General features: G+C 34.3%; 19 protein-coding genes and 1 tRNA gene. 6 read left to right on the forward strand and 14 right to left on the reverse strand.

Annotated elements, in window-relative coordinates; genetic code table 11:
* Nucleotides 1-3: 3 nt before the first annotated feature.
* The 3 genes from IRZ99_RS03780 to IRZ99_RS03790 all read right to left on the reverse strand — a co-directional run bounded on the left by IRZ99_RS03780 (nucleotide 4) and on the right by IRZ99_RS03790 (nucleotide 1,636).
* Complete coding sequence (locus tag IRZ99_RS03780) at nucleotides 4-174, reverse strand: hypothetical protein (RefSeq protein ID WP_194655995.1); 171 nt, start codon at nucleotides 172-174, stop codon at nucleotides 4-6.
* 214 nt (nucleotides 175-388) lie between these two features.
* A complete protein-coding gene (locus IRZ99_RS03785; RefSeq protein ID WP_194655996.1) occupies nucleotides 389-1,057 on the reverse strand; it encodes a BON domain-containing protein in 669 nt (222 codons plus the stop codon).
* Between the two features lie 51 nt (nucleotides 1,058-1,108).
* Entirely contained in the window at nucleotides 1,109-1,636 is a 528-nt protein-coding gene (locus IRZ99_RS03790) for a DUF1269 domain-containing protein (RefSeq protein ID WP_194655997.1), read from the reverse strand.
* 258 nt (nucleotides 1,637-1,894) lie between these two features.
* On the opposite strand from IRZ99_RS03790, the gene IRZ99_RS03795 reads away from it, so the two are divergent.
* Together IRZ99_RS03795 and IRZ99_RS03800 are read left to right on the forward strand one after the other, a co-directional pair.
* On the forward strand, nucleotides 1,895-2,332 hold the full coding sequence (locus tag IRZ99_RS03795) for an OsmC family protein (RefSeq protein WP_194655998.1): 438 nt from the start codon (nucleotides 1,895-1,897) through the stop codon (nucleotides 2,330-2,332).
* Between the two features lie 98 nt (nucleotides 2,333-2,430).
* Nucleotides 2,431-4,923: a cation-translocating P-type ATPase gene (locus IRZ99_RS03800; RefSeq protein WP_194655999.1), complete on the forward strand. Its 2,493-nt coding sequence runs from the start codon at nucleotides 2,431-2,433 to the stop codon at nucleotides 4,921-4,923.
* A gap of 8 nt (nucleotides 4,924-4,931) precedes the next feature.
* Here IRZ99_RS03800 and IRZ99_RS03805 read toward each other — a convergent pair whose 3' ends face one another.
* The 5 genes from IRZ99_RS03805 to ppsA form a co-directional block, all read right to left on the reverse strand.
* On the reverse strand, nucleotides 4,932-6,287 hold the full coding sequence (locus IRZ99_RS03805) for an MBL fold metallo-hydrolase (RefSeq protein ID WP_194656000.1): 1,356 nt from the start codon (nucleotides 6,285-6,287) through the stop codon (nucleotides 4,932-4,934).
* 1 nt (nucleotide 6,288) lies between these two features.
* The gene (locus tag IRZ99_RS03810) at nucleotides 6,289-7,119 is read right to left on the reverse strand and encodes a restriction endonuclease (protein WP_194656001.1); all 831 of its coding nucleotides are present in this window, start codon (nucleotides 7,117-7,119) and stop codon (nucleotides 6,289-6,291) included.
* A 159-nt stretch (nucleotides 7,120-7,278) separates the two neighbouring features.
* A complete protein-coding gene (locus tag IRZ99_RS03815; RefSeq protein WP_194656002.1) occupies nucleotides 7,279-8,328 on the reverse strand; it encodes a response regulator in 1,050 nt (349 codons plus the stop codon).
* The gene (locus IRZ99_RS03820) at nucleotides 8,321-9,511 is read right to left on the reverse strand and encodes a PAS domain-containing sensor histidine kinase (RefSeq protein WP_194656003.1); all 1,191 of its coding nucleotides are present in this window, start codon (nucleotides 9,509-9,511) and stop codon (nucleotides 8,321-8,323) included. Before IRZ99_RS03820 ends, IRZ99_RS03815 begins: the two co-directional genes overlap by 8 nt.
* Nucleotides 9,512-9,624: 113 nt before the next feature.
* Nucleotides 9,625-12,054 carry a phosphoenolpyruvate synthase gene (gene ppsA, locus IRZ99_RS03825; protein WP_228519008.1) on the reverse strand — a complete coding sequence of 810 codons (2,430 nt, stop codon included), beginning with the start codon at nucleotides 12,052-12,054 and terminating at the stop codon, nucleotides 9,625-9,627.
* A 201-nt stretch (nucleotides 12,055-12,255) separates the two neighbouring features.
* Between ppsA and dinD the strand changes: the two genes are divergently transcribed.
* Together dinD and IRZ99_RS03835 are read left to right on the forward strand one after the other, a co-directional pair.
* The gene (gene dinD / locus IRZ99_RS03830; RefSeq protein ID WP_194656004.1) at nucleotides 12,256-13,125 is read left to right on the forward strand and encodes a DNA damage-inducible protein D; all 870 of its coding nucleotides are present in this window, start codon (nucleotides 12,256-12,258) and stop codon (nucleotides 13,123-13,125) included.
* Nucleotides 13,126-13,162: 37 nt separating this feature from the next.
* The gene (locus IRZ99_RS03835) at nucleotides 13,163-13,603 is read left to right on the forward strand and encodes a hypothetical protein (RefSeq protein ID WP_194656005.1); all 441 of its coding nucleotides are present in this window, start codon (nucleotides 13,163-13,165) and stop codon (nucleotides 13,601-13,603) included.
* 300 nt (nucleotides 13,604-13,903) lie between these two features.
* Here the strand turns inward: IRZ99_RS03835 and IRZ99_RS03840 are convergent.
* Nucleotides 13,904-13,977 (reverse strand) — tRNA-Arg (locus tag IRZ99_RS03840).
* Between the two features lie 114 nt (nucleotides 13,978-14,091).
* Between IRZ99_RS03840 and IRZ99_RS03845 the strand changes: the two genes are divergently transcribed.
* A complete protein-coding gene (locus IRZ99_RS03845) occupies nucleotides 14,092-14,604 on the forward strand; it encodes an adenine phosphoribosyltransferase (RefSeq protein ID WP_194656006.1) in 513 nt (170 codons plus the stop codon).
* Between the two features lie 82 nt (nucleotides 14,605-14,686).
* Here IRZ99_RS03845 and pheT read toward each other — a convergent pair whose 3' ends face one another.
* The 5 genes from pheT to IRZ99_RS03870 all read right to left on the reverse strand — a co-directional run bounded on the left by pheT (nucleotide 14,687) and on the right by IRZ99_RS03870 (nucleotide 23,800).
* The gene (pheT, locus tag IRZ99_RS03850) at nucleotides 14,687-17,107 is read right to left on the reverse strand and encodes a phenylalanine--tRNA ligase subunit beta (RefSeq protein WP_194656007.1); all 2,421 of its coding nucleotides are present in this window, start codon (nucleotides 17,105-17,107) and stop codon (nucleotides 14,687-14,689) included.
* A 168-nt stretch (nucleotides 17,108-17,275) separates the two neighbouring features.
* Nucleotides 17,276-18,139, reverse strand: coding sequence for a bestrophin family protein (locus IRZ99_RS03855; RefSeq protein WP_194656008.1), 864 nt, complete (start codon nucleotides 18,137-18,139; stop codon nucleotides 17,276-17,278).
* Nucleotides 18,140-18,166: 27 nt separating this feature from the next.
* Nucleotides 18,167-19,480, reverse strand: a complete 1,314-nt coding sequence (locus tag IRZ99_RS03860; RefSeq protein WP_194656009.1) for a TolC family protein — start codon at nucleotides 19,478-19,480, stop codon at nucleotides 18,167-18,169.
* 52 nt (nucleotides 19,481-19,532) lie between these two features.
* The gene (locus tag IRZ99_RS03865; RefSeq protein WP_194656010.1) at nucleotides 19,533-22,628 is read right to left on the reverse strand and encodes an efflux RND transporter permease subunit; all 3,096 of its coding nucleotides are present in this window, start codon (nucleotides 22,626-22,628) and stop codon (nucleotides 19,533-19,535) included.
* Nucleotides 22,629-22,738: 110 nt separating this feature from the next.
* Nucleotides 22,739-23,800 carry an efflux RND transporter periplasmic adaptor subunit gene (locus IRZ99_RS03870; RefSeq protein ID WP_194656011.1) on the reverse strand — a complete coding sequence of 354 codons (1,062 nt, stop codon included), beginning with the start codon at nucleotides 23,798-23,800 and terminating at the stop codon, nucleotides 22,739-22,741.
* A 523-nt stretch (nucleotides 23,801-24,323) separates the two neighbouring features.
* Here IRZ99_RS03870 and IRZ99_RS03875 point away from each other — a divergent pair.
* Nucleotides 24,324-24,920, forward strand: a complete 597-nt coding sequence (locus IRZ99_RS03875) for a redoxin domain-containing protein (protein ID WP_194656012.1) — start codon at nucleotides 24,324-24,326, stop codon at nucleotides 24,918-24,920.
* The last annotated feature ends 14 nt before the right edge of the window (nucleotides 24,921-24,934 follow it).

A 24,934-nucleotide genomic window follows, 5' to 3' on the forward strand; every position in this document is an offset into this window, starting at 1 on the left:
AAATTAAAATTTATCTAAGTCATTTACTTCAGATTCTTCTTCATACAGATTTGAAGGTGTGTTTAAATCTTTTTCATATTGTTTGCGATCTTTATTGTTTTGTATAAAGATGTAAATCATCACAATTAAAATGACGATGCTCATAAATGTTAATATGATCCAGCTTGGGTCCATGATATTGTTATTTAAGAGTTATTTTTTTTTGGTTTTGTCTTATGTTACTAATCAGAATTACAGCAGTGATTGCTGTAATTGTCATTAAGGTTATTATTGTTTTCATAATTTTTAATTTTAAAAATAATTTTTTTAGGAAAAACTATTAAAATGAACCTCTTTATGCATTTTAAAAAACTGGGATAAAAGGGAGAACTTCATCTCCCTTTTAAAGTTATTCTGATATGGCATACTTATGTTCCACAACAAGCTGATTATTGACGGACCAGATTCCCGGTGTTTTCCAAACTATTTTTTCTGCAAGATCTTTTTGAAAAAGTGAAGAAACAGCTCCTGTCAATGTCACGGTTGTACCATCGACTTTAACAAATATGTTCTCAGAGTGCAGTGTCCAGTTGCTTTCTAAGGCTCTTACGATATTTTTTTTCTCAATTTCATCCTGTATTTCAGATTTTATTTTGATACGGTTGGTTACCCCTTTCACACCTGTAAGATGGCCGACGGATTTATTGGTGGCTTCTTTTTGATAATTCCAGATTACCTGACCCTCAAGCGTAACCCAGCCTTTTTCAACTTTAATCTGAATCTTTTCCTGAGGTACATTCCAGTTATCTGTTAGAGCCTTTAAGACATCGTTGGCAATATCTTCATCAGACTTGGTATTGCTGGAATATTTGATTTCAATTTCTTCAACAACTGCTTTGACGCCATCAACATTTTTGGCGGCATTTTCAGCTTCAATTTCTTTGTAATAGGCGTCTACAGTTCCCATTAGGGTTACTACACCATCTTTTGCAGTTACACCAATTTCTGCGGCATGCAGCTGTGGTTCCCATTTAATGGCGTCTTGAACATCTCTTTGCAATTCTTCATTAGTTTTCATATCGTTTTTATTTAGATAGTTGCTTAATTTGAGTTTATAGTGTTTTATTTGTTAGAGGTGAAAAGCTTCGTTCTCTAATAGAGCGCGGTTCTCTTTTTCTTCTATTGAATTTTCTTTAGGAATATGAGTATTAAGTGTGGTTCTCATAATTTCAATTTTGGCATTTGTTTCCTGAGCAAGCAGCACATATTTACGAGCTTTTACTTCGGTTTTATATTTTATGGTTTTGTCTTTTGAAAATCCCATACCTATTAATGGCAACATAGCTCCTAGAAGTACGGCGACACAGGCATATATAATGGGTATTCTAAAGTAGGGAAGATTGGCAGTGAGGTTGAAAATAAATAGTAATCCAAACAATAACCCGCATAGCCCTATGGCAAATAGTCCGGTAGTACTCCATTTTTCCATTTTATCGTAAATGTTAAAGTATCCAAGAACATTTTGCTCCGTATAGCAATCTTTACCAATTATTGAAAGTTTTGTAATGTCGTATCCACTTTTTTTTAATTTTTTGATTGCATCCTCTGCCTGCTGCAGTGATTTATAATTTGCTACGAATAATTGTTGATTTTCCATGGCTATCTTTTTTTGGGTTAGTATAAGATTTTATTAGGTTTTTAGAAATTAGAAGCTTGTGCAACTCTTAAATCTAAAATTTACCGTTAATTCCTTTTGCAATGTAAAATTGCATTAAAGCACAAAGAATAAAAATGATCTGAATCATTTGTAATGATGACTTTTAGCACTTCTGTTTTTAGTTTTTAATTTAGTGCCAGATAAAAGATATGTTGGATATCATTTATTACTAATGAAGAACTAACTAATTTAGTTATTATGAAAACTTCACAGGAATATCAGGTAGATTTGGAATGTCAGCTAAATGGAACTGCAAAAGTAAGTGCCGTTATCTTTAATAATGATATAGAAGTGTCATCTTATTCCTGTTTAAAAAATCTCGATGAAAATGCGTGGTCAGCAGAGCATCTATTTCTCGCCGCCGTAGAAAGTTCTTATATGACTGCATTTTTTAATACAGCCAGACATAAAGGATTAAAATTTAAAAGATTCAAAAGTAGCGCCCGTGCGTCTATACTACTATCAGATGAATTTTCAGAGATAACTGATATTGTATTAAGACCTATGGCCGTTATTGAGGAAAGTAAAATGATCAACAAAACATTGAAGATTTTCTCAATTTGTAAAGAACATTGTTTGGTTTTAAAGGCCTTAAAAGTACGACTGCACATCTTTCCATCGGTTAGTCTGGAATAAAAAAGCTATACTTTTCAATACTTGAAGCCGCTCTTTAAAGCAAAACTTATTTTATATCTTTAACATATTATACGGCGATGCTAATTTATGTACAAGCTATGAATAATAAGGAACAAGAATTACGGGGACTAAGTATTGACGAGGTAGTTGATTTTAGAGCAAAATTTGGAATCAATAAGTATAATTACAAAAAAGAGAACAGGTTTTTAGCTTTTCTAAAAAGCATTTTTGCAGAACCAATGATTCTTTTATTACTCGTTGCGGCCGCAATTTACTTTTTCAATAAGCAATATAGCGACGCAGTATTTCTTACCGCTTCAATTTTGTTAATTGCTGCAATATCACTTTATCAGGAAAAGAGAAGCCAAAATGCTTTGGCAAAATTACAGGAATTCATAGAGCCCTTGTGCAAAGTTATTCGTGACGGGAAACAGCAAAATATTAAAACACAAGATATTGTTGTTGGTGATCTGGTAATGGTGGAAGAAGGAGGATTGGTTCCCGCTGATGGTGTTATCCTGCGTTCAAATGATTTTTCGGTAAACGAATCGATACTTACCGGTGAATCGATGAGTATTTTTAAAGATAAAGAAAAAGAAGATAATAAAGTGTTTTCAGCAACTACCATTGTAAGCGGATTAGCAATTATTAAAGTTACAGAGATAGGAAACCAAACAAGATTGGGGAAAATAGGGAGCAGTCTGGAAGCTATTACCGAAGAAAAGACACCATTAGAACTTCAGATTGGGAATTTTATAAAAAAAATGGTTTTTGTTGGAGTCGTAGTTTTTATTCTGGTTTGGGCTATCAATTATGCCAGAATGGGTAATATTTTGGAAAGTCTTTTGGTAGCGCTTACTTTGGCCATGAGTATATTACCAGAAGAGATTCCGGTTGCGTTTACAACATTTATGGCATTGGGAGCGCGCCGGTTAATGAAAATGGGCATTGTGGTCAAGCAAATGAAAACAGTTGAAACACTGGGTAGTGCGACTATTATTTGTACCGATAAAACGGGAACTATAACGCAGAATAAAATGGAATTGGCAGGCCTTTATCTCCCATCAGGGCTTGAGGCAGACGTTACTACTTTTGAGGAAATAAAAGAAACTGAGGACCTTATAACAACGGCGATGTGGGCTAGTGAGCCCATACCTTTTGATCCTATGGAAATTGCTCTGCATAACACGTATAAAAAGTTTACAGCTAAAGATTTGACGACCAACTTTAAAATGATTCATGAATATCCATTATCAGGCAAGCCGCCAATGATGACCCATATTTTTGAAGATGCAGGAGGAAATCGTATTGTCGCGGCAAAAGGAGCACCTGAAGCAATTTTTGAAGTTTGCCATCTTAAAACTAAGGAAAGAGAAGTTGTACAATTGGCTATGGATAAATTAACTGGAAAAGGCTACAGGGTTCTTGGTGTTGCCAAAGGTGTTTTCGAAGGAAATAGTTATCCTGAAAAACAGCAGGAAATTCCCTTTGTCTTTAAGGGTCTTGTTGCTTTCTATGATCCACCAAAGGATAATATTTCGCAGGTTCTAAAGTCTTTTTACAAAGCCGGAATAGGGGTAAAGATCATTACGGGAGACAATGCCCGTACAACAAATGCGATAGCGCAGCAAATCGGTTTCAAGGGATTTGATAAAGACATTACAGGCGATGAGCTAATGAAGTTGAGTGATTCAGAATTACAAAGTAAAGTAATGGATATCAATTTGTTTAGCCGAATGTTTCCCGAAGCCAAACTAAGAATTGTCAACGCTCTCAAAGCAAATGGACAAATTGTAGCCATGACCGGTGACGGTGTAAATGACGGACCTTCACTTAAAGCAGCTCACATAGGTATTGCCATGGGAAAAAAGGGAACAGCTATAGCAAAAGATGCTGCCTCCCTTATTCTGGTAGAAGATGATCTTTCTAAAATGGTAGAGGCCGTAGCAATGGGAAGAAGAATTTATACGAATCTGAAAAAGGCAATTCAATATATTATATCAATACATATTCCCATAATTCTGATCGTTTTTATTCCACTTGCTTTAGGATGGATTTATCCCAATATATTCAGTCCGCTCCATGTAATTCTGCTAGAACTTATTATGGGACCAACCTGTTCAATACTCTATGAGAATGAACCTACTGAAGCCGATACCATGCAAAGAGGACCGAGAGCATTGACATCTACTTTTTTTAAGACAAAAGAATTGATAACAAGTATTTTGCAGGGAGTTGTTATTACTATAGGAGTATTAGGTATATATCAGTGGTCAGTATACAATCAATGGAATGAAAACAGCACACGAAGTATGGTTTTTTTGACTTTGATTACGGCCAATGTCGTGCTCACATTAGTAAACCGATCTTTTTATTATTCATTATGGGTAACACTTCACTATAAAAATTTTATGGTTTCTCTTTTAATAGACATTATGGTGCTTTTGGTTATTCTACTATTTGCAGTACCCTTTTTACGTTCATTATTTAATTTTGAAATACCTACAGTTTTTCAGCTTATTGTATGTGTATTGGCAGGATCTGTATCCGTATTATGGTTTGAGGTTCCAAAATATTTTAGAAGAAAATGAAGAATCTTTTAGATTTCTACTTCACTTCCTATAAGCGGAACACTGCAGTTATAACCATATCGATCCTGAATTTTAATTCGAAGTTCATCTGCCGGAAGATTTTCTCCATGTACCAGATAGATACATTTGGGAACATTTTTAAGTGCTGAAAGCCAGTTTACAAGATCTTGTTGATCGCCGTGAGCAGAGAGTCCTTCAATCTGAACTATTTTAGCTTCTACGTTGTAGTAGTTTCCATATATTTTAATTTCATCGGCACCTTCAAGAAGTCTTCTTCCTCGAGTGCCCTCTGCCTGATAGCCTACTATTACAACAGTAGTTTTCTCCAGGCCTATATAATGCTCGAAATAGGATAATACGCGACCTCCTGTGACCATTCCGCTTGCAGCAATGATTACTTTCGGCTGAGGATCTTCAATTATACGCATAGTCTGTTCGTATTCAGAAACTATTTTAAACATTTTGCACATTTCATGACAGTCATTAGCAGAGAGTTTGTGCCATTGCATATTCTGTAAAAAAATATCCAGGACACTGGCACCCATCGGTGTATCCAGAATATAAGGAACATTTGGAATTCTGCCCTCCGTTTTAAGTTGCCATATCAAATACATTATAGATTGTGCTCTTTCAACGGCAAATCCTGGAATAATAACCGTTCCTTTTTGTTCTATAGTGGTATTGATATAGTTTTCAAGCTCTTTTTTTGCATCCAGATCCGGATGAATACGGTTACCATAAGTACTTTCTAAAAAGAGATAATCCCCTAGTATGGGTCTTGTTGGCGGAAACATCAAGACATCGTCATCGCGTCCTATGTCACCTGAAAAAACCAAAGTTTTGCCTTCAAGTATTAATGTAATAGTGCAGGCACCAATAATATGTCCTGCACCAGTATAAGTAGCAGTAATATCAGAAGAAATGTCTGTTGAAGTATCTGGTTGTAAGATTTTAAAATAGGGAAGAACAGCTTCAGCTTGCTCTAAAGTGTAGAGTGGTTCTGCCTTTTCATGTTTAGAATAATGTTCTTTGTTGGCTTTATTGGCTTCTTCTTCCTGAATTTTAGCACTATCTAAAAGAACAAGTTTGGCCACATCTCTAGTAGGAGAGGTGCAATATATTTTACCTGTGAATCCCTGAGCAACCAATCTTGGAAGCCATCCGCAATGATCCAGGTGACCATGGGTAAGAAGTACATAATCTATTGTAGAAGGCAAAACCGGTAAGGGCTCCCAGTTAAGTTGTCTAAGAGCTTTAAGGCCTTGAAAAAGTCCACAATCAATCAATATTCTGATACCGTTACTTTCTATGAGTGTCTTTGAGCCTGTTACGGTTCCGGCGCCTCCAATAAATTTTACTTTCATCTTAAATAAGTTTACAAATTTGTGAAGCTTCTTTTAATACATTTCTGATCCGGTTTTCACTAATTCCTATTTTATGAAGACTTTTCGAATCATTAATAAGATCTTTTACAAGTATTTGATCGAGAATAAGCAATTTTTCTTTTTCGACCATTGACAGCGTTGTGAGACATGTAATCGGGTAAAGTCCTCCTTTATCTATTTTATTTTTAATGCTGTTATTTTTAGGATAATCCCAGCTTAAAAGAGTTATTCCACTGCAAATGGCAAAAGTTTCAGCATCTTTAGTAAATCGGTTGTTTGTTACTATTATACAGGAGTCGATGTTTTCGCTTCCGCTAAAAATAGTATGCTGTTTCGCTTTGAGATCATTAAACCGGGACAGAATATACATTGGCACTTTTACATCTGAAGCGCCTTCTCTGCTGCTATGAAATTTGCATTCAACCATCCACAGCTTGTTCTCTTTTTTCAGTGCTACATCTACTTCATGCGATACGCATTTTCCTTGCAGGGTTAGATTTGTTCTTGTTTTGTAACCTTCAGCAGCATAAAGTCTAGATATAAATTTTTCAAAGAAAAAACCTGCCGGTCCAAGCATTTGTAATGCGTAGCGCAGGTTATATCGCGCAGCATGTCCGTTTGATGCTTTTTTTAAAATCGCAAATGCCAGCTTGTATATTTGCTTGGTGGTTATGCCTTCATACATTTGATTCTGTATCTGTACCAGGCACTCCCTGATAAGATCAGGATCAGCACCTGATTTTTGAAGAGAAAGTTTTAATTTTTCAATATTGAAAGGTACAACATGTCCTGAGTGCTTAATTACTTTCATTATTCAAGAGTTTTACAAGACGATTAGAATACTTTGATTAAAAGGAAATAAGATTTTATCTGTTTTGTTGAAATAGTCAAATCAAAATTACCATAGATTATCCCTAGATAGGGTGACAACAATCATTTGCGAATATGATCTTCATCATAAATTGAGTTTTTAGTTTTTTATTCTGCTTAGTTTCTCTAAATTAAGGATATGTATCGTACTGGAAGTCTTTTCGATTAATCCTTCTTCTTTAAAATCGCTTAAAGTGCGGCTTACAGTTTCAGGTGAAGTTCCGGAAAAAGCTGCCAGATCATCTCTGGAAAATTTAATACTGGTTCCATCAGAGCTATGTTGCTTTAGCAGGTGTACAATGCCTTGGGCAATTCTTTTGCGTACCGACATATAAGCAATCTGCAGCAATCGTTCTTCTTTTTCCCGCATGTCATTTGCGAGAATTTTTATGAATTTTGCACCTACATCAGGATACAGAAAAAGAAGTTTATCAAGCTGTTCTGTTGGCAAAAAACTTAAAACCGTTTCTTCGAGTGCGATAGTCGTATCGTTATACGTATCATTCGAAAACAATATACTAATATCCAGATAATCATTTTCTTTATAAACACCTGTAATAAGTTCACGTCCTTCCTGGGTAAGTTTTACCGTCTTAACTTTTCCGCTTATGATATAATAGATCCCTAGTACATGATCGCCTTCGTAATGAATATATTGATTTTTTTTATAATGTCGCGTACTGCGATCAAGCATGATTTCTTTTAGTTTTACGAGTCCGTCTTCTTTAGAAATAACTGCGTTGAGGTTTTCGGCACTCTGCCCATAAAAAAGTTGTTGCAGTTCTTTTTTCTTTAACCGGGCTTCTATCGCCTTCAAGAGTTCGATATCATCAAATGGCTTAGTAAGATAATCGTCAACTCCCAGCTCCATTCCTTTACGAATATCGGCTCTTTCCGCTTTGGCAGTCAAAAATATAATAGGTGTTGCTTGTGTTTCAGGATGTTTATGAAGAATGTGTAAAACGCCATATCCATCAAGTTCAGGCATCATAATATCACATAGTATTAGATCAGGCAATATTTTAAGTGCTGTTTCCACTCCTGTTTTTCCATTAGCTGCTGCAAAAACCTCATAACCGGAGAGTTCAAGTATTTCAACAACATTTTCTCTGATATTGTCATTATCTTCAATGATAAGTATTTTAGTCATAACGTGGCAATTCAATAGTAAATAAGGTTCCTTTATCAATGGCGCTTTTAAATGAAATGGTTCCATTCATTAGTGATACATAGCGTGAAACAATATGAAGTCCCAGACCCGTCCCTGGAATATTTCCTGTATTATGCGCTCTAAAGAAAGCTTCAAACAAATGTTTATGATCTTCCTCAGGAATGCCAATGCCATTATCTTTAACATTGATGGTTATCATAGTATCCGTGATTGAAGTCGATAGTTCGATTTCGGTTTCCTCTCCTGAATATTTTATAGCATTGGATACAAGATTGATGATGCAATTTTTGAGTAAGTTTTTGTCCAGCTTTACCAAAATAATTTCAGTATTGGGTATGCTAATTATCTTTTGTCTCTTTTTTGTAAGGAGCTTCAATTCTCCTATAATTTCTTTGATAAAATCCTGTAGATTAAAAGTTGATATTTCGAGAGTAATTTTATTCGATTCTGCTTTTTCAAGAAGTAAAAAATCATTCAAAATTGTAGTCAGGTTTACAATGGCGCTTTTGATCTTCCGTATATGGGTTTCAATTTTTGGATTATCTATATTTTCTACATAACGCTGCAGTAGGGCAGTGGAAAGCTGAATGGTGCTTAAAGGTGTTCTAAATTCATGGGAGGCCATCGATAAGAGGCGGCTTTTAATTTTATTAAGTTCTTTCTCTTTTTCGAGGGTGTTGCTCACCTCTTCTTGTGTGGCGGTTAAGGCTTCAATGGTTTCGTTTAACGTCTGCGTACGGTCTTTTACTAGTTCTTCTAAATGCTGAGTGTATTGCATTAAACGGTTTTCCGCTTCTTTTTGGTGACTCATATCATGAATGAAGCCTGCAAAAATTCTTTCTCCCTCAAATTTAACTTCACTTACTCCAAGTCTGAAAGGAAAAATGTTTCCGTCTTTTTTCCGTCCAAGTACATCCCTGTCATGTCCAATAATATGCGGAATTCCTGAAGATTTATAGTTTTGTATGTAAGAATCGTGTTTTTCTCTATCTGGAGAAGGCATTAAAAGTGAAATGTTTTTACCAATAACTTCTTCCGGATTATACAAAAAAAGCCTACATGCTGAAGGATTAATAGATTCAACGATTCCCCTTTCGTTGATTGTAATAATTCCATCGATTGCATTTTCAATAATTGCATTTAAAAGTGCCTGATTTTTCATTTCGCAATCGATTTGTTTTAAACAAATTTCGTTAAATGTTTTTGATAATCACTGTTTTATATTCGTTATTTTCTCTAGTAGTTTTATTTTGTTCAATGACTCAGGAAGTTGTTCTAGCGCGAAGTGACAGTTTTTTTGAGCTCTATCTGAGCTAAGGATGAGTTGATATTTTTAATACCTTTTATCAAGGCATCAGCATTAAAAGAAATGCCGTCGATTCCTTCCGTTACTAAAAATTTTGTAAATTCTGCTGAATCACTTGGCGCCTGTCCGCAAAGTCCAATTTTCTTACCCATTTTCACAGCGGTATTTATTATTTGGAGTATGAATTGTTTTGAAGCTTCATTTTCTTCATCAAATAAATCTGAAATTAATTCAGAGTCACGATCTATACCCAAGGTGAGTTGTGTTAAGTCGTTAGATCCTATAGAGAAACCATCAAAAATTTCCCCAAATTCTTTCGCCAGTAAAATATTAGAAGGTAATTCGGCCATGACATATATTTCAAGGCCATTATTGTGGTGTTTTAAACCGTATTCTTCCATTAGAGCAATTACTTTTTTTCCTTCCTCGGGCGTACGACAAAATGGAATCATGAGTTTTACATTGGTAAGTCCCATTTCATCCCGAACTATTTTCATTGCTTCACATTCAAGCCTGAATCCTTCACGATATTTTTCATGGTAATAACGAGAAGCGCCGCGAAAACCAAGCATTGGATTTTCTTCGTGAGGCTCAAAAAAAGAACCTCCAAGAAGTTGAGAATATTCATTGCTTTTAAAATCAGTCATTCTGACAATGACTTCTTTGGGATAAAAAGCTGCTGCAATTGTAGCGACACCCTGTGCGAGTTTTTCGATGAGGTAATTTGGTTTGTAACTGTAATTCTGTGTGAGTGCTGCTATCGCTAAACTTTGATCAGCATCAAGTACTTTTTCCGGATGAATGAGCGCCATGGGATGTATCTTCACGTTGTGACTTATAATAAATTCAAGTCTGAGTAATCCTACGCCATCATTTGGATAAAATGATAATTCAAATGCTTTTTCTGGTTCAGAAACTATTAGCTGGACTTTTGGTTTTTCAGGAAGCTTTATTTTGTTGAGTGGCACGGTTGTTTGCAGGTATTTTAATTTGCCTTTATAGACATAACCGGTTTTTCCTTCTGCACAGCTCAGGGTAATAAGATCCCCATCTTTAATAATTTCAGTGGCATTACCGGTTCCCACAATGGCTGGTGTTTCCATTTCTCTGGCTACTATAGAGGCATGACTTGTTCGTCCGCCTTTATTGGTAATGATTCCAGCCACTTTTTTTAGGATAGGATCCCAATCCGGGCTGGTAAAATTAGTAACCAGAATTTCTCCACTTTGGAGTTTTGAAGCGTCTTTTGGCGATACAAGAATTCTTGCAGTACCACAAATTATACGGTTTCCAATAGCCTCGCCCTGAACATGTGCTACTCCTTTTTTTTCTAATTTATAAGTAGTAATTGATATTGGTTTAACAAGGGAATGTACCGTTTCTGGTCTGGCCTGAATAATATAAAGCTCTCCATTTAAGCCATCCTTCGCCCATTCAAAATCCATTGGTTTATTATAATGTTCTTCTATAATAAGGGCCCATCTGGCGAGTTTTTCAATTTCGGAGTCGTCAAGTACAAATTTATTGCACCATTTTCTTGGCGTAATTTTTAAAACCGTTGAATTAATGCCCGATGAATTATCATTGTAAATGAGCATCTTATTTTTTGCTCCGAGATTTTTCTGTAAAATAGCTTTTTTATTATTTTTAATGGATCTTTTAAATACAAGAAATTCATCAGGAGTTACAGTACCCTGTACAATTGTTTCACCTAGACCCCAGGTCCCTGCAATATGAATCACATCAAGGAATCCTGACTCGGGTTCTAGTGTAAATCCGATACCGGAACAAGCTAAATCTGAACGAACCATTTGTTGTATGCCTACAGAAAGAAATACCTTATCATGATCAAAACCCTTGTCAAGTCTGTATTTAATGGCTCTGTCTGTATAGAGTGAAGCAAAACAGCATTTAACGGCATAAATAAGTGGCATTTCACCTTTAATGTTTAGAAATGAATCGTGCTGCCCGGCAAAGCTTGCATTGGCAAGATCTTCTGCAGTGGCACTGCTTCTAACTGCAACAGTCAGATCTCTGCCTTCACATAATCGGACGTATTCATCTGAAATTTCAGTCTGAAGATCAAGGGGAAATTTTGCATCAAGTAGCAGCTTTCTCGCTTTCTTACCAATTTCAGTTAAGTTAGTAAAGTCTTTCTTATCCAAAAGTTGCATTAATTTATTTAGCGCAAAACTTAAATCATTGTATTCTATAAAATCTTTGTAGGCAGTTGTTGTTATGGCAAAACCATTGGGAACTCTAATATCACGAGGACTAAGATTATTGTACATCTCTCCCAGAGAAGCATTTTTGCCACCTACTTTATTAATATCGTTAATTCCGATCTCACTAAACTTTAGAATATATTTTTCCATTTTCATTTCTTTTAAATCTCTCATTTCTATAGTTTTAATTTGAATTAAAGATAGTTCGATGCTTAAAAAATGGAAATGATCGTAATCATCTTTTAAGATTTAGAACATTTGTACCAAGTGACGCAGATCATTTTACTATTTGAGATAATAGATGAAATTTGTCATATTCGATTACTTAATGGTCAGGTTTAGAAAAGTAGTTTCAAGTTTTAAATAAGAAATAAAATGGAAACAAGTAAAAGACAATATAAAAGCATATCAGTATTTGAGAAACTTAGAAAAACAGATAAGACTGGTAATGAGTATTGGAGTGCCAAGAATGTAGCAAAATTACTAGGGTACACTAAGTATAGTTCATTTATTAAGGTGGTCGATAAAGCAAAGGCTGCCTGCATTAATACCGATCAGGAGACGGCATTACATTTTAAAGATTTTAGAGCAATAAAATCAGTTGAGAATGATTTACAAAGGAATGGTGGAGATGTAAAATTATCACGCTATGGCTGTTATCTTATAATTCAAAATGCAGATTCTACTTTAAAACCGGTAGCGCTGGGACAAGCCTATTTTGCGACACAAGCTCGTCTGCAGGAATTGAACCAACAGCAGAAAAGTAAAAATTTAAAAATAGTAAAAGAGCGAAGATATTTTCTTCGCAAAGAACTGGCTAAGAGAAATCTTCAGCTAGCAGGAGCCGCACGAAAAGCTGGTATTGTTACCCCTGCAGATTATGCCTTTTTGCAAAACCATGGATATAGAGGACTTTATGGAGGTCTGGATGTAAAAGCCATACGCGAGATTAGAGGCCTTAATCCTGATGAAAACATTCTCGACCATATGGAAAATACAGAATTGGCAGTGAATTTATTTCGTGGTACTCAAACCACAGAAAAGCTCAAAAACGACAAAGTCAATGATATTGTTGAAGCCAATAGTATTCATTTTGCTGTTGGATTAAAAACTCGTAAAGTAATTGAAGAAACAATTTCGATTTTACCAGAAAATTTTCCTGTTGCTAGTACTATCAAATTGGCAAACAACAAAAACAAAGAATTGAAAACCAGAAAAAGCAGTAAGAATAAAACTGTTTTGTAATTGAAAATATCACAAGAGAAATTAAATAAGAAATTATATGAAAACAAAGTTTTACATACTGGCCGGTATTGCTATACTGTTATATTGCTGCCAGCAAAAAGATTGGACAAGTACAGATGAAAATGGTCTGGAGACAGATTTAGATGACGTCTCTGGTATTAATGATAATCTACTTAGAAAATGGTACGCATTGAACAAAGAATCAGACAGCATAACTAAATCGGCACAAGTGATTATCGATCAGCAGAGAGAACAAGTAGAATCTCACCCTCAAGACGAGCGGGAATACATGAATATGTGCATAGAAGATGCTCAGAAGCAACTTAACCTACTGAAGGAAAAAGTAAAATTTACTAAAAAGTTTGCTGGGGATATTAAGGACTATGATCCATCTTTACAACAGACTATTGACTCATTAGAGGATGATTATGTTCGGGAAAAATATAAACTGGAAGTTGCATTAAAGGAGTTGAAATAGTGTGAATTATCAAAAATATTTTAAATTAGAAATTAGCAGAAGCTAGCTTACTACTTTTAAATTTGCTGCGTTTCTAATTGTTTAAAACACATCTTCCAAGATTTGGCCACAAACCTTTGTGCAATTTGATTTTGTGGCTCTAACTGTACTTCTTTAAATTCTATCTTACTTGTACCTCAATTCCATATTACTTACTCGATAGTCTAAATTTAATTTCTGGATTTGTAATATATTGAAAGGTAGTTTTTTAAATAAAAAATGGCGTCAATTGTCTTCAATTGACGCCATTTGGCTGTGTTGTGACCTCGACTGGATTCAAACCAGTAACCTCTTGAGCCGTAATCAAGTGCGCTATTCAGTTGCGCCACGAGGCCTTTTTGTTATCAATTAGCTAATTTTTCGTAGCTTTGTTGATTGCTTATTGCGGGTGCAAAGATAGGTATAAATGCGAGATATGCAAGCATAAAATAACATAAAAATAAAAAAAAATGAAGATTGAAAATTATATACGTGATATTCAGGACTTTCCTAAAGAAGGAATTTTGTTTAAAGATATCACTCCGCTATTAAATGATCCAATTGCAAGGAAAGAATGTCTCAAAATTTTAGTAGAATCTTTAAAAGGGCAAAAAATTGATAAGGTCGTAGGAGCGGAGAGTCGTGGTTTTTTCTTCGGAATATTATTAGCAGAAGAACTTAATGCAGGTTTTATTCCTGTTAGGAAGCCTAATAAGCTGCCATTTGAGACGATTTCAGCTTCGTATGAACTCGAATACGGTTTAGATAGTTTAGAGATGCATACAGATGCTATTAAGAAGGGAGATCGTGTTTTAATTCATGACGATGTTTTAGCAACTGGCGGAACAGCAAAAGCAGTTTGTGAACTAGTTGAAAAATTAGGAGGTGAAATTATTCAGTGTAATTTTTTAATGGAATTAAGTTTTTTAAGTGGTAAAGAAAAAATTAGAAACTATCCTATATTTTCGGCTATTATATATTAATTTTCGGAAGAGAGGAATAAAAAAAAAACAATTCTAGATTTAATAGAATTGGGATTTATTATTATTTATAAAGACATATCTTTTATCTCAAAACAGCTCCAAGTTCAGTCTCAAAAGTCTGTTGTAGTTTCGACATTATTTTATCAATCTGAGTATCAGTAAGTGTCTTTGTATTATCCTGAATAGTAAAACTCAAGGCGTATGATTTTTTGCCTTCCGGAAGATTTTTACCTTCATAAACATCAAACAAATTAATGTCTTTTAAAAGCGCTTTCTCAGTTTGTTTTGCCAAGTTAAAGATACTTTCGTACGTTGTAGTTTGGTCAATTAGCAACGCTAAATCTCTACGAACTTCAGGGTATTTAGGAATCTCAGAATATTTAATTTTGCCTGTGATAATCTTAAGGATTAAATCCCAGTTGAAATCTGCATAATAAACATCTTGTTTGATTCCGAAATGTTTTAAAATAGATTTCTTAACTACACCCATTTCAACTAAAGTGTCATTGTTGTAGCAAATCGCAGTTCCTTCTGAAAAAATATCAGTCTGAACCGGGGCATTCGAAATTTTATCAATTCCTAAACGTGACAATATCCCTTTTACATAACCTTTCATTAAAAAGAAATCGGTAGTTTTTTGAGGATTTGTCCAGCTTTCTTTATTTCTGTTTCCTGAAATCAATAAAGAAAGATGTTTATGTTCTTCATATCCGTTAAGATATTTATGATATGTTTTTCCGAATTCAAATAATTTTAAATCAGAATTTCTTCTGTTGATATTGTATGAAATGGCTTCTAATCCTGAAAACAATAAAGACTGACGCATTGTAGACAAGTCACTACTCAATGGATTCAGCATCGTTACATTGTGCTCTTCTTTTAATGAAGTTGACAATTTAGCGTACGTTGCTGTTGTCAAAGAATTCGCCATCATTTCGTGGAAACCCTGAGAATTCAGTTGAGAAGCAATTACATTCTGTACTTTATAATCTTCCGTTCTTGGTGAGTTGGCAACAGTAGCATTGAATTTCTTAGAGAAATTAATGTTGTTGTACCCATAAACCCTTAAAATTTCTTCGATTACATCAATTTCACGCTGTACATCAACACGATAAGCTGGAATTGTCAATCCTAATCCTGAATCAGAAACACTATTCACTTTGATATCTAAAGAAACAAGTATTTTTTTGATAGTGTCTTTTGGAATTTCCTGTCCAATAATTTTAGACACATGACTGAAATTCAATAAAACTGAAAAATCTTCTATTTTTTTAGGATAAACTTCCACAACATCAGAAGTCAGTTTTCCACCTGCAACTTCCAAAATTAAAATGGCAGCACGTTTTAAGGCATACTCTGTAATAGTTGGATCAATTCCTCTTTCAAATCTAAAAGAAGCATCAGTGTTTAATCCGTGTCTTTTGGCTGTTTTACGAATACTTACAGCATCAAAATAAGCACTTTCTAAGAATATAGATGTTGTACCATCTGAAACTCCTGATTTTTTTCCACCGAAAACACCCGCAATACATAACGGACCTTTTTCATCGCAAATCATCAAATCTTCTTTGTGCAATGTTCTTTCAACATCGTCTAAAGTGGTAAATTTAGTTCCTTCCGGAAGTGTTTTTACAATTACTTTCCCGTTGATTTTTGCAGCGTCAAACGCATGTAAAGGCTGTCCTAATTCATGTAAAACATAATTAGTAACGTCTACAATATTATTTTTTGGAGTTAATCCAATAGCTTTTAAACGATCTTGTAACCACGCTGGAGATTCCTGAACCGTAATTCCTGAAATAGTTACGCCACAATATCTAGGTGCTAATAGAGGTTCTTCAACATTAACATCGATTTTTAAGGTACGCATATCAACTCTAAAGTTGCTTACAGATGGTGTGATCAATTCTATGTTTACACCACGTTGCAACATTCCGGCTCTTAAATCACGGGCAGTTCCATAATGACTCATCGCGTCAGCACGGTTTGGAGTCAATCCAATCTCGAATACTTCATCATTTGCAATCTTGAAAACTACAGAAGCTGGTGTTCCAGGTTCTAGAGCATCATCAAGAACCATAATTCCGTCGTGACTAGTACCTAAACCTAATTCATCCTCGGCACAAATCATTCCGTGACTTTCCTGTCCACGAATTTTTCCTTTTTTGATAGTGAATTCAGCACCTTCTTTATCGTACAAAACGGTTCCGATAGTAGCAACCGGAACTTTTTGTCCGGCAGCAACATTAGCAGCACCACAAACAATTTGCACGGGAGCTTCTAAGCCAATATTTACTGTTGTAACTTTTAATCTGTCAGCATCAGGATGTTTCTCGCAAGTAAGTACGTGTCCTACAACAACTCCTTCTAAACCACCTTTTATAGACTGGTATTTTTCGACAACTTCAACTTCAAGACCTAAATCTGTCAGCAATTCTGAAGTTTGTTCAGATGTCCAATCTGTTTTGATAAATTGTTTTAACCAGTTGTAAGATATTTTCATGTTATATTTTATTCTTGTATGAGGATACAAATATAAGGATTGCGCATTGTAGTAAGAAACAATTTATTTGGTTTTTTCGGACTGTTTTTGATTTCCTGAAAACCAATAATTATTAGCAACTCCTTATTTTGTGATTCCAATTATTTAGTGAAATTTTTGAAGCAATTTTTAAATTAATTCTTCAACATGTTTTTTAATGTTTTCAGAGATTTTTTTGATTGGCAAATCGTTCTCATCATCGCCAAAAGGATCTTCAATTTCTTCGGCAATTAATTCTAAACTGGCCAGAACATAAAAGATAAAAACAACCACAGGAACTACATAATAACCCAAACTTAAAGAATAGCCAAAGGGTAATGTCATGGTGTAAAAGAAAATGAATTTTTTGATAAATGCACTGTAAGAGTAGGGAATAGGTGTATTTTTAATTCGCTCGCACGCACCACAGATATCAGTAAAAGCAGTCAGTTCATTATTTAGAATAATAAGCTGGTCGCCTGTTATTTTTTTTGCTTCGTATAAATCATTAATTTTATGTGACATCATTCGCTTTACCTGATTAGGCTTGTGTTTATGATGATCTAGCTCTAAATCTACATCATCAAAAAGCTGTTTTGCTGTCTCCGAATTATTTAGATGTTTATATAGAATTGTGGCATAACCTGGAATAAACTTTCTGAAAAATTTACGATCGTTTTCGTCTTTTAGAATCGCTGAAAGTTTTATAGCAAAATTGCGGCTGTTGTTTACCAAAGCGCCCCACATTTTTCTTGCTTCCCACCAGCGATCGTAAGCGGTATTGGTTCTGAATACTAATAAAAGCGAAATTACAAATCCTAATATTCCATGCATTAATGGAATGTTTTTAATGTAATTATTACTGTCAATTCCTAAATAGCCTACTTCTAAATATCCTACAATTCCGGAATAAATTCCGATCGCTATCATTATTGGAAATAATTTTCGAACAGTATCCGATTTATGAAAACGAAATATAAAAGTAAACCACTCCTTAGTGTTGTATGCAATCATTTAAGTCAAATTTTGAAACAAATTTACTTAAAAATTCATATTACCAGCTAATTCTTTTAATGCAATTTCAGATAATTTAGCTACGTATTGTGCATTACTGTAACGTACTTTTGCATTAACATAATTAAGCTGAGCCGTTCTGAAATCAAGTGTTGTTATAGTTCCAATTTTGAATTTGTCCAATGTGATTTCTAAATTTTGTCTTGCAATTGCTTCGTTATCTTCTTCAAGATCAATTAATTCCAGGTTGGTTAAATACGTCTGAAAAGCGGTGCTTAATTGTGTGTTCAGAATCATGTTTTGCTGCTCAATTGCAATCTGAGAATTTTCAATTTCCAGTTTTGCTACTTTTTCATTTCGATGTTGATTAAAACCATCAAATATATTTAGTGTGGCATTAAAACCATAATTCAAACCTCTTGAGGAAGCCTGACTTGTAAAACCTAAACTTGACTCACTTTCGGCAAAATTATAGCCTGAAGTTAAATTTACTACAGGATATCGATCTGCTTTAACTTGCTTCAATTGTAACTCTGCAATTCTTTTATTTATGATCTGAGCTTCTAAACCAGGATTTTGTTTCTGTGCCAATTCCATTAAATCGGCTAAAACCAAGGTATTGTCAACAGTAACCAAATCCGTAACTCTAAAATCAATTTTTGGATCGCGGGCTAAATATTGATTCAATAATATTTTAGCATTTGCGTACGATTCTTTTTGTCTTAGTAAAGCAACCTGATCCGAATTTAAATCTACCTGAGCATTTAAAACTTCCAATTTTGAAGCTTTACCAATGCTAAAACGGTTTTGAGCCAATTTTAAACGTTGCTGTGAAATCACGATCGTAGTATCTAATGCAGACAATTGTTGTTGCTGTTGTACTAAATCATAATAAGAAGAATTAACCTGAGCAATCTTAATTAAAATGGTTTGTTTTAACTGAGCGTCACCTAGTTTTTGAAGTTCTTTTAACTGATCCAGTCTGGCAAACATTTTCATTCCGTCAAAAACCGTCCATCCTAAACTTACTCCGTAATTTAAACTGTTGTTTTTTGCATTATCCAAAGAGGTCGAAGTACCATCCTGACGTGTTTGTGATGAATTTGTAATGCTATTATTATCAGTAACCGATGCAGTTGCGACAGGCAACATTCCGGCGTTACCAATCGTTACATTGGTTTCACTTATTTTTGTGTTATTTTTTGCAATCTTAATTTCAAAATTATTTTCTAAGGCTATTTTCATAGCGTCTCCAATAGTCAGTACTTCCTGAGCATTCGTGCTTGTAATGCAAAAGAAGAAGAAGAATATTAAACTGCGGAACAAAATTTTAGTATTCATATTTGTTTTCTTTTACCACGAATTCAATCTAGTCAAATTCGTGGCTAATAAATTATTTACTTTCTTTTTCGTATTCTTCAATATGATCAAATTCCGGATAATGTTTTCTGGCTTTAGACCACATCAAATAAATCGCAGGAATTACAAACAGTGTTAATGCTAAAGAGAAAATAGTTCCTCCAACAATTACAACTCCCATTCCGATTCTACTTGTAGATGCTGCACCCAGTGACATTGCAATTGGCAATGCACCTAATGCGATCGCTAAACTCGTCATTAAAATTGGACGTAAACGTGCTTCAGAAGCTTCTAAAATTGCTTCTAATTTTGGTTTTCCCTGTTCTCGTAACTGGTTGGCGAACTCAACGATCAAAATACCGTTTTTAGTTACCAGTCCGATAAGCATTACGGTTCCAATCTGACTAAAAATGTTCCATGTCTGATTGAATAACCATAAAGAGAATAATGCTCCGGCAACTGCCATTGGTACCGTTAAAATGATAATAAACGGATCAATGAAACTTTCAAACTGTGCCGCAAGAATTAAAAAGATTAATAATAATGCCAATCCGAAAGCGAAAGAAGTGTTAGAACTACTTTCAACAAAATCTCTTGATTCTCCACTTAAATCAGTGGTAAAACTTTCATCTAAAACTTTTGCCTTAATTCGGTCCATTTCCTCAATACCATCGCTGATACTTTTTCCCGGAGCCAGACCTGCCGAAACAGTCGCCGACATGTATCTGTTGTTATGATACAATTGTGGCGGATTACTTTGTTCTTCAATCTTAACAACGTTGTCCATCTGAATCAATTCTCCACTTTTGTTCTTTACAAACATAGAAGTTAAATCCAAAGGTTTCGAACGGTCTTTTTGATCAAACTGACCAATTACCTGATATTGTTTTCCGTTTTTGATAAAATAACCAAAACGTTGTCCGCTTAAAGAAAGCTGTAAAGTCTGAGCAATATCAATAATTGAAATTCCTAAACTTTCTGCTTTTTCACGATCGATACTTACGTTGATTTCCGGTTTATTAAACTTAAGGTTTACGTCAGTGGTCGAGAAAACATCACTTTTACCAACTTCATCCATAAATACCGGAATCTTTTCTCTTAATTTTTCAAAGTTTGGAGCCTGAATAATATATTGTATTGGTAAACCTCCACGTCTGTTAACAGAAATTGTAGGCTGTTGAAGAACAGATGTCTTAGCGCTTGGATATTTTTTAGTCCATTTAGTTAATTTATCAGCAATATCTTTCTGTGAATTGGTTCTTTCGTCTGGTTCTTTTAATGAAAGTCTAATAAAACCGGAATTTGTTGCAGAACCTCCTGAACCTCCCGCTGTAATTACTAAACTAACTTTTTTTTCTGGAATAGAATCATCAACCAATTTTGACATTTCCTGCATAAAACGATTAGTATATTCATAAGAAGAACCTTCAGGAGTTGTCATACGCATCGTTACAGAGCTACGGTCATCATAAGGAGCTGTTTCTTTTGGAAGAATGGTGAAGAACAAATAGATCAATCCAAAACAAGCAATAAGAATTGGAAAGCTGATCCATTTTTTATCCATAAAACGATTTAAAGCATCGGCATAACCGCTGTTTAATTTTTCAAAAAACGGTTCTGTTTTAACGTAGAATTTTGATTTTTTCTGTTCGCCGCCTTTCATTAAATAAGCATTCAACATTGGCGTTAAAGTCAACGATACAAAGGCCGAAATTAATACAGCTGCACCAATTACAACCCCAAATTCCCTAAAGAGTCGGCCTACGAAGCCTTCTAAGAATATCACTGGCAAGAATACTGCTGCCAATGTTACCGAAATCGAAATTACAGCATAAAATATTTCATTAGAACCTTTAATTGCGGCTTCAATTGGCGACATTCCTTCTTCAACTTTTTTGAAGATATTTTCAGTAACCACAATTCCATCATCAACCACTAAACCGGTTGCCAAAACAATTGCTAAAAGGGTCAGTACATTTATTGAGAATCCAAAAAGCCACATAATAAAAAATGTAGCAATTAAAGATACCGGAATATCAATTAAAGGTCTAAAAGCAATTGCCCAATCCCTAAAAAACAAATAGATAATGATAATTACCAGAATAATAGAAATTCCAAGAGTTTCGGCTACTTCAAGTACTGATTTTTTTACAAACAGAGTGTTGTCCAATGCAATATTAAGTTTGATATCTTTAGGTAAATCCTTTTTTAAAGCATCGTACTTTTTGTAAAATTCATTTGAAATATCTAGATAATTGGCTCCAGGCATCGGTACAATAGCAAGACCAATCATTGGAAGTCCTGACGATGTTAAAGAAGTCTCTATGTTTTCAGGACCAAGTTCTGCACCACCAACATCACTTAATCGAACGATTTTATCTCCATCTGTTCGAATAATAATATTATTGAATTCTTCTGGTTTAGAAAGATTTCCAATTGTCTTTACAGTTAATTCGGTATTGTTTCCCGTTAATTTACCAGATGGTAGTTCGACGTTTTGCGCGTTTAAAGCATTTCGAACATCAGAGACAGTGCATTTATAGGCGTTTAATTTAACCGGATCAATCCATAAACGCATTGCATAACGTTTTTGTCCCCAGATCTGAACACCACTTACTCCGGGAATGGTTTCTAAACGTTGCGAAATAACATTTTCAGCATAATCACTTAATTCTAAAGAACTTCGACTGTCACTCTGAACAGTCATCGAAATAATAGATTCACTATCCGCATCCGCTTTAGAAACTACTGGTGGAGCGTCAATATCTTGCGGTAAACTTCGAACTGCCTGTGAAACTTTATCGCGGACATCATTAGCCGCTTCCTCTAAGTTTTTATCTAAATTAAATTCTATTGTAATACTGCTGCTTCCCTGATTACTTGATGAAGTAATATTTCGAATTCCGTCAATGGCATTTACTGCTTTCTCTAAGGGTTCAGTAATTTGTGATTCAATAATGTCAGAATTGGCTCCTGTGTAATTTGTTCTGATGGAAACCTGCGCCGGATCAATAGATGGGAATTCTCGAACACCCAAAAAGGTATAACCAATAAAACCGAATAAAATAATCAAAAGATTCAGTACAATGGTTAAAACAGGTCTTCTTATGCTTGTAGTTGATAAACTCATGTGAAATTTTAGATTTTAGATTTTGGAGCTCAGATTTTAGATTATAGAATTTAGGAAAATGGAAGTCCAAACCCTTAATTCATAACTCAAAATTCATAACTTAAAAATTCCTATTTTTTTACGTTAACTTTTATAGGTGCTTCATTTTTCAATGACATAACGCCACTTGTGATCAGAGTGTCACCCGCTTTTAATCCTGAAAGAATTAAAATTGAAGCATCAGTTCTTGTTGTGGCATCAACCATAACTTCTTTGGCTTTCCCCATATTGGCCACATATACCTTTTTTCCATCTTGTACAGGAACGATAGCTTCAGATGGAACTACAATTGCATCTTTAATAGTACTTAAAGGTAATTTTACATCTGCAAAGGTTCCTGGGAAAAGTTTTCCATCGATATTATCAGCAATAGCTCGAACTTGTAAAGTACGAGTTGCTACTTCAACCTCTGGTTCAATAGCATATATTTTCGCTGAATATACCTTATCAGATCCTGAAACTGAAAAATCAATAGTTGAACCTGATTTTACTTGCGATACATATTTTTCAGGAATAGAAAACGTTATTTTTAACTTTCCTGTGTTTACCAATTTTGCGACTAAAACAGTAGGAGTTATGTAAGTTCCAGGTGAAATAGAACGTAAACCAATTTTTCCTGAAAAAGGTGCTTTTACAGAAGTTTTAGCAATTTGTGCCTTGATTAATTGCGTTTGTGCCTTCATAGAAGCGTAGTCTGCGTTTGCAATATCAAATTCTTCCTGACTGATAGCTTCTTTTTGAAGTAATAATTTAGCTCTTCTTTCATTTTCAGCTGCTAAACCTTCTTTTGTTTGAGCTTGTCTTAATTGTGCTCTTAATTCAATATCATTTACTTTAAAAAGTACCTGACCTTTATTTACATAGGTACCTTCAGTAAAATAAATGCCTTCAACAATCCCAGAAACTTCACTGTGAATCTCTATTTGTTCATTAGCTTCAATAGATCCTGATAATGATAAGTTATTATCAAACGTAGAAGTTTTAACCACAAGTCCAGTCACGGTTGTTGGGCGGTCTTTATCACCAGACTTTTTAGACTCGTCGTTTTTACTTTTGTTAGAAACAACTCTATAGGCGATAAACCCTCCGAGCACTATAATTAATAGGGCATAAATTAGATTTTTTACTTTCATAAAATTGAGGTAAATGTTTTTTTGGGATTGTTTTTAGTAGCTTACAAATTTAACTTTTTGAACCGAAATCAGAAGAGGTTGGCTTTTATTTAACATTTGTATGTACAAGTTTTTAGATTAGATTATGTATTAGACTGTTTAAGTTTGCAAAGGTTTAATATATAAGTAAAAAAAAATATTTGAAGGAAACTAAAAAAGTGAAGGAAAATAATCGACTAAAGAAGATGTATTTTCTTAAGTTTTTACTGATAATAAAAGCAGAAATACGCATCTAGAAAGTAAGAAAAAACCTATTTTTTAGTTTTTTGTTGTATTTTGTCTGATTTCTTTTGCTCTTTATCGATTTTATTTGTAACATTGATAAGGTTAAACAATATGATGATTTTTTTGTGAGAATATTAATGTTTTAATATGCAAGGCGTTAATATATGTAGGTTTTTTATTTTAATTAAGTTAAATTTTTTGCTTTTTAAGAATGATTAAATTAACAACTGTTTATATTTTAAACTAAAATCGTCTGTTTATGAAGAAAAAAATACTTCTTGGATTATGGTTTACTTTTTTACTGGCAGCCATTTCTTATTTATTTTGGCAAAACGAATATCAATACAGTTTGCCTACACCAATTCCTCAAAATTATCGTGAGATAGCCATAGGAAGTAAAGTGGATTTAAAATGCTGTGTGACAGATCAAAGACCCGTTTTTATCCATTTTTTTAATCCTGAATGCCCATGTTCGCGTTTTAATGTGCCTCATGTAAGTGGCTTGATTAAAAAGTATGGAGACAAAATCAATTTTAAAATTGTAGTATTAAACAACGAAAAGACTTTCACAATCGAAGAAATTCAGAACAAGTTTGATGCTAAAATTCCTGTTTATTTTGATGAAGATATAGCAAAAAATTGCGGTGTTTTCTCTACACCTCAGGCAGTTCTCATCGATGCTTCTCAAAACTTATATTATCGCGGAAATTATAATAAAACAAGGTACTGTACAGATGCCGACAGTAATTATGCCCAACAGGCAATAGATTCTTTATTAAGTCATACAAATGCCCCTTCATTTGATGCGTTAGCTCTTCGAGCTTATGGATGTTCGTTACCAAAATGCACTAAATAAATCTAACCTTAACA

It is taken from the genome of Flavobacterium sp. LC2016-12, assembly GCF_015351595.1.
Taxonomy (GTDB): domain Bacteria; phylum Bacteroidota; class Bacteroidia; order Flavobacteriales; family Flavobacteriaceae; genus Flavobacterium.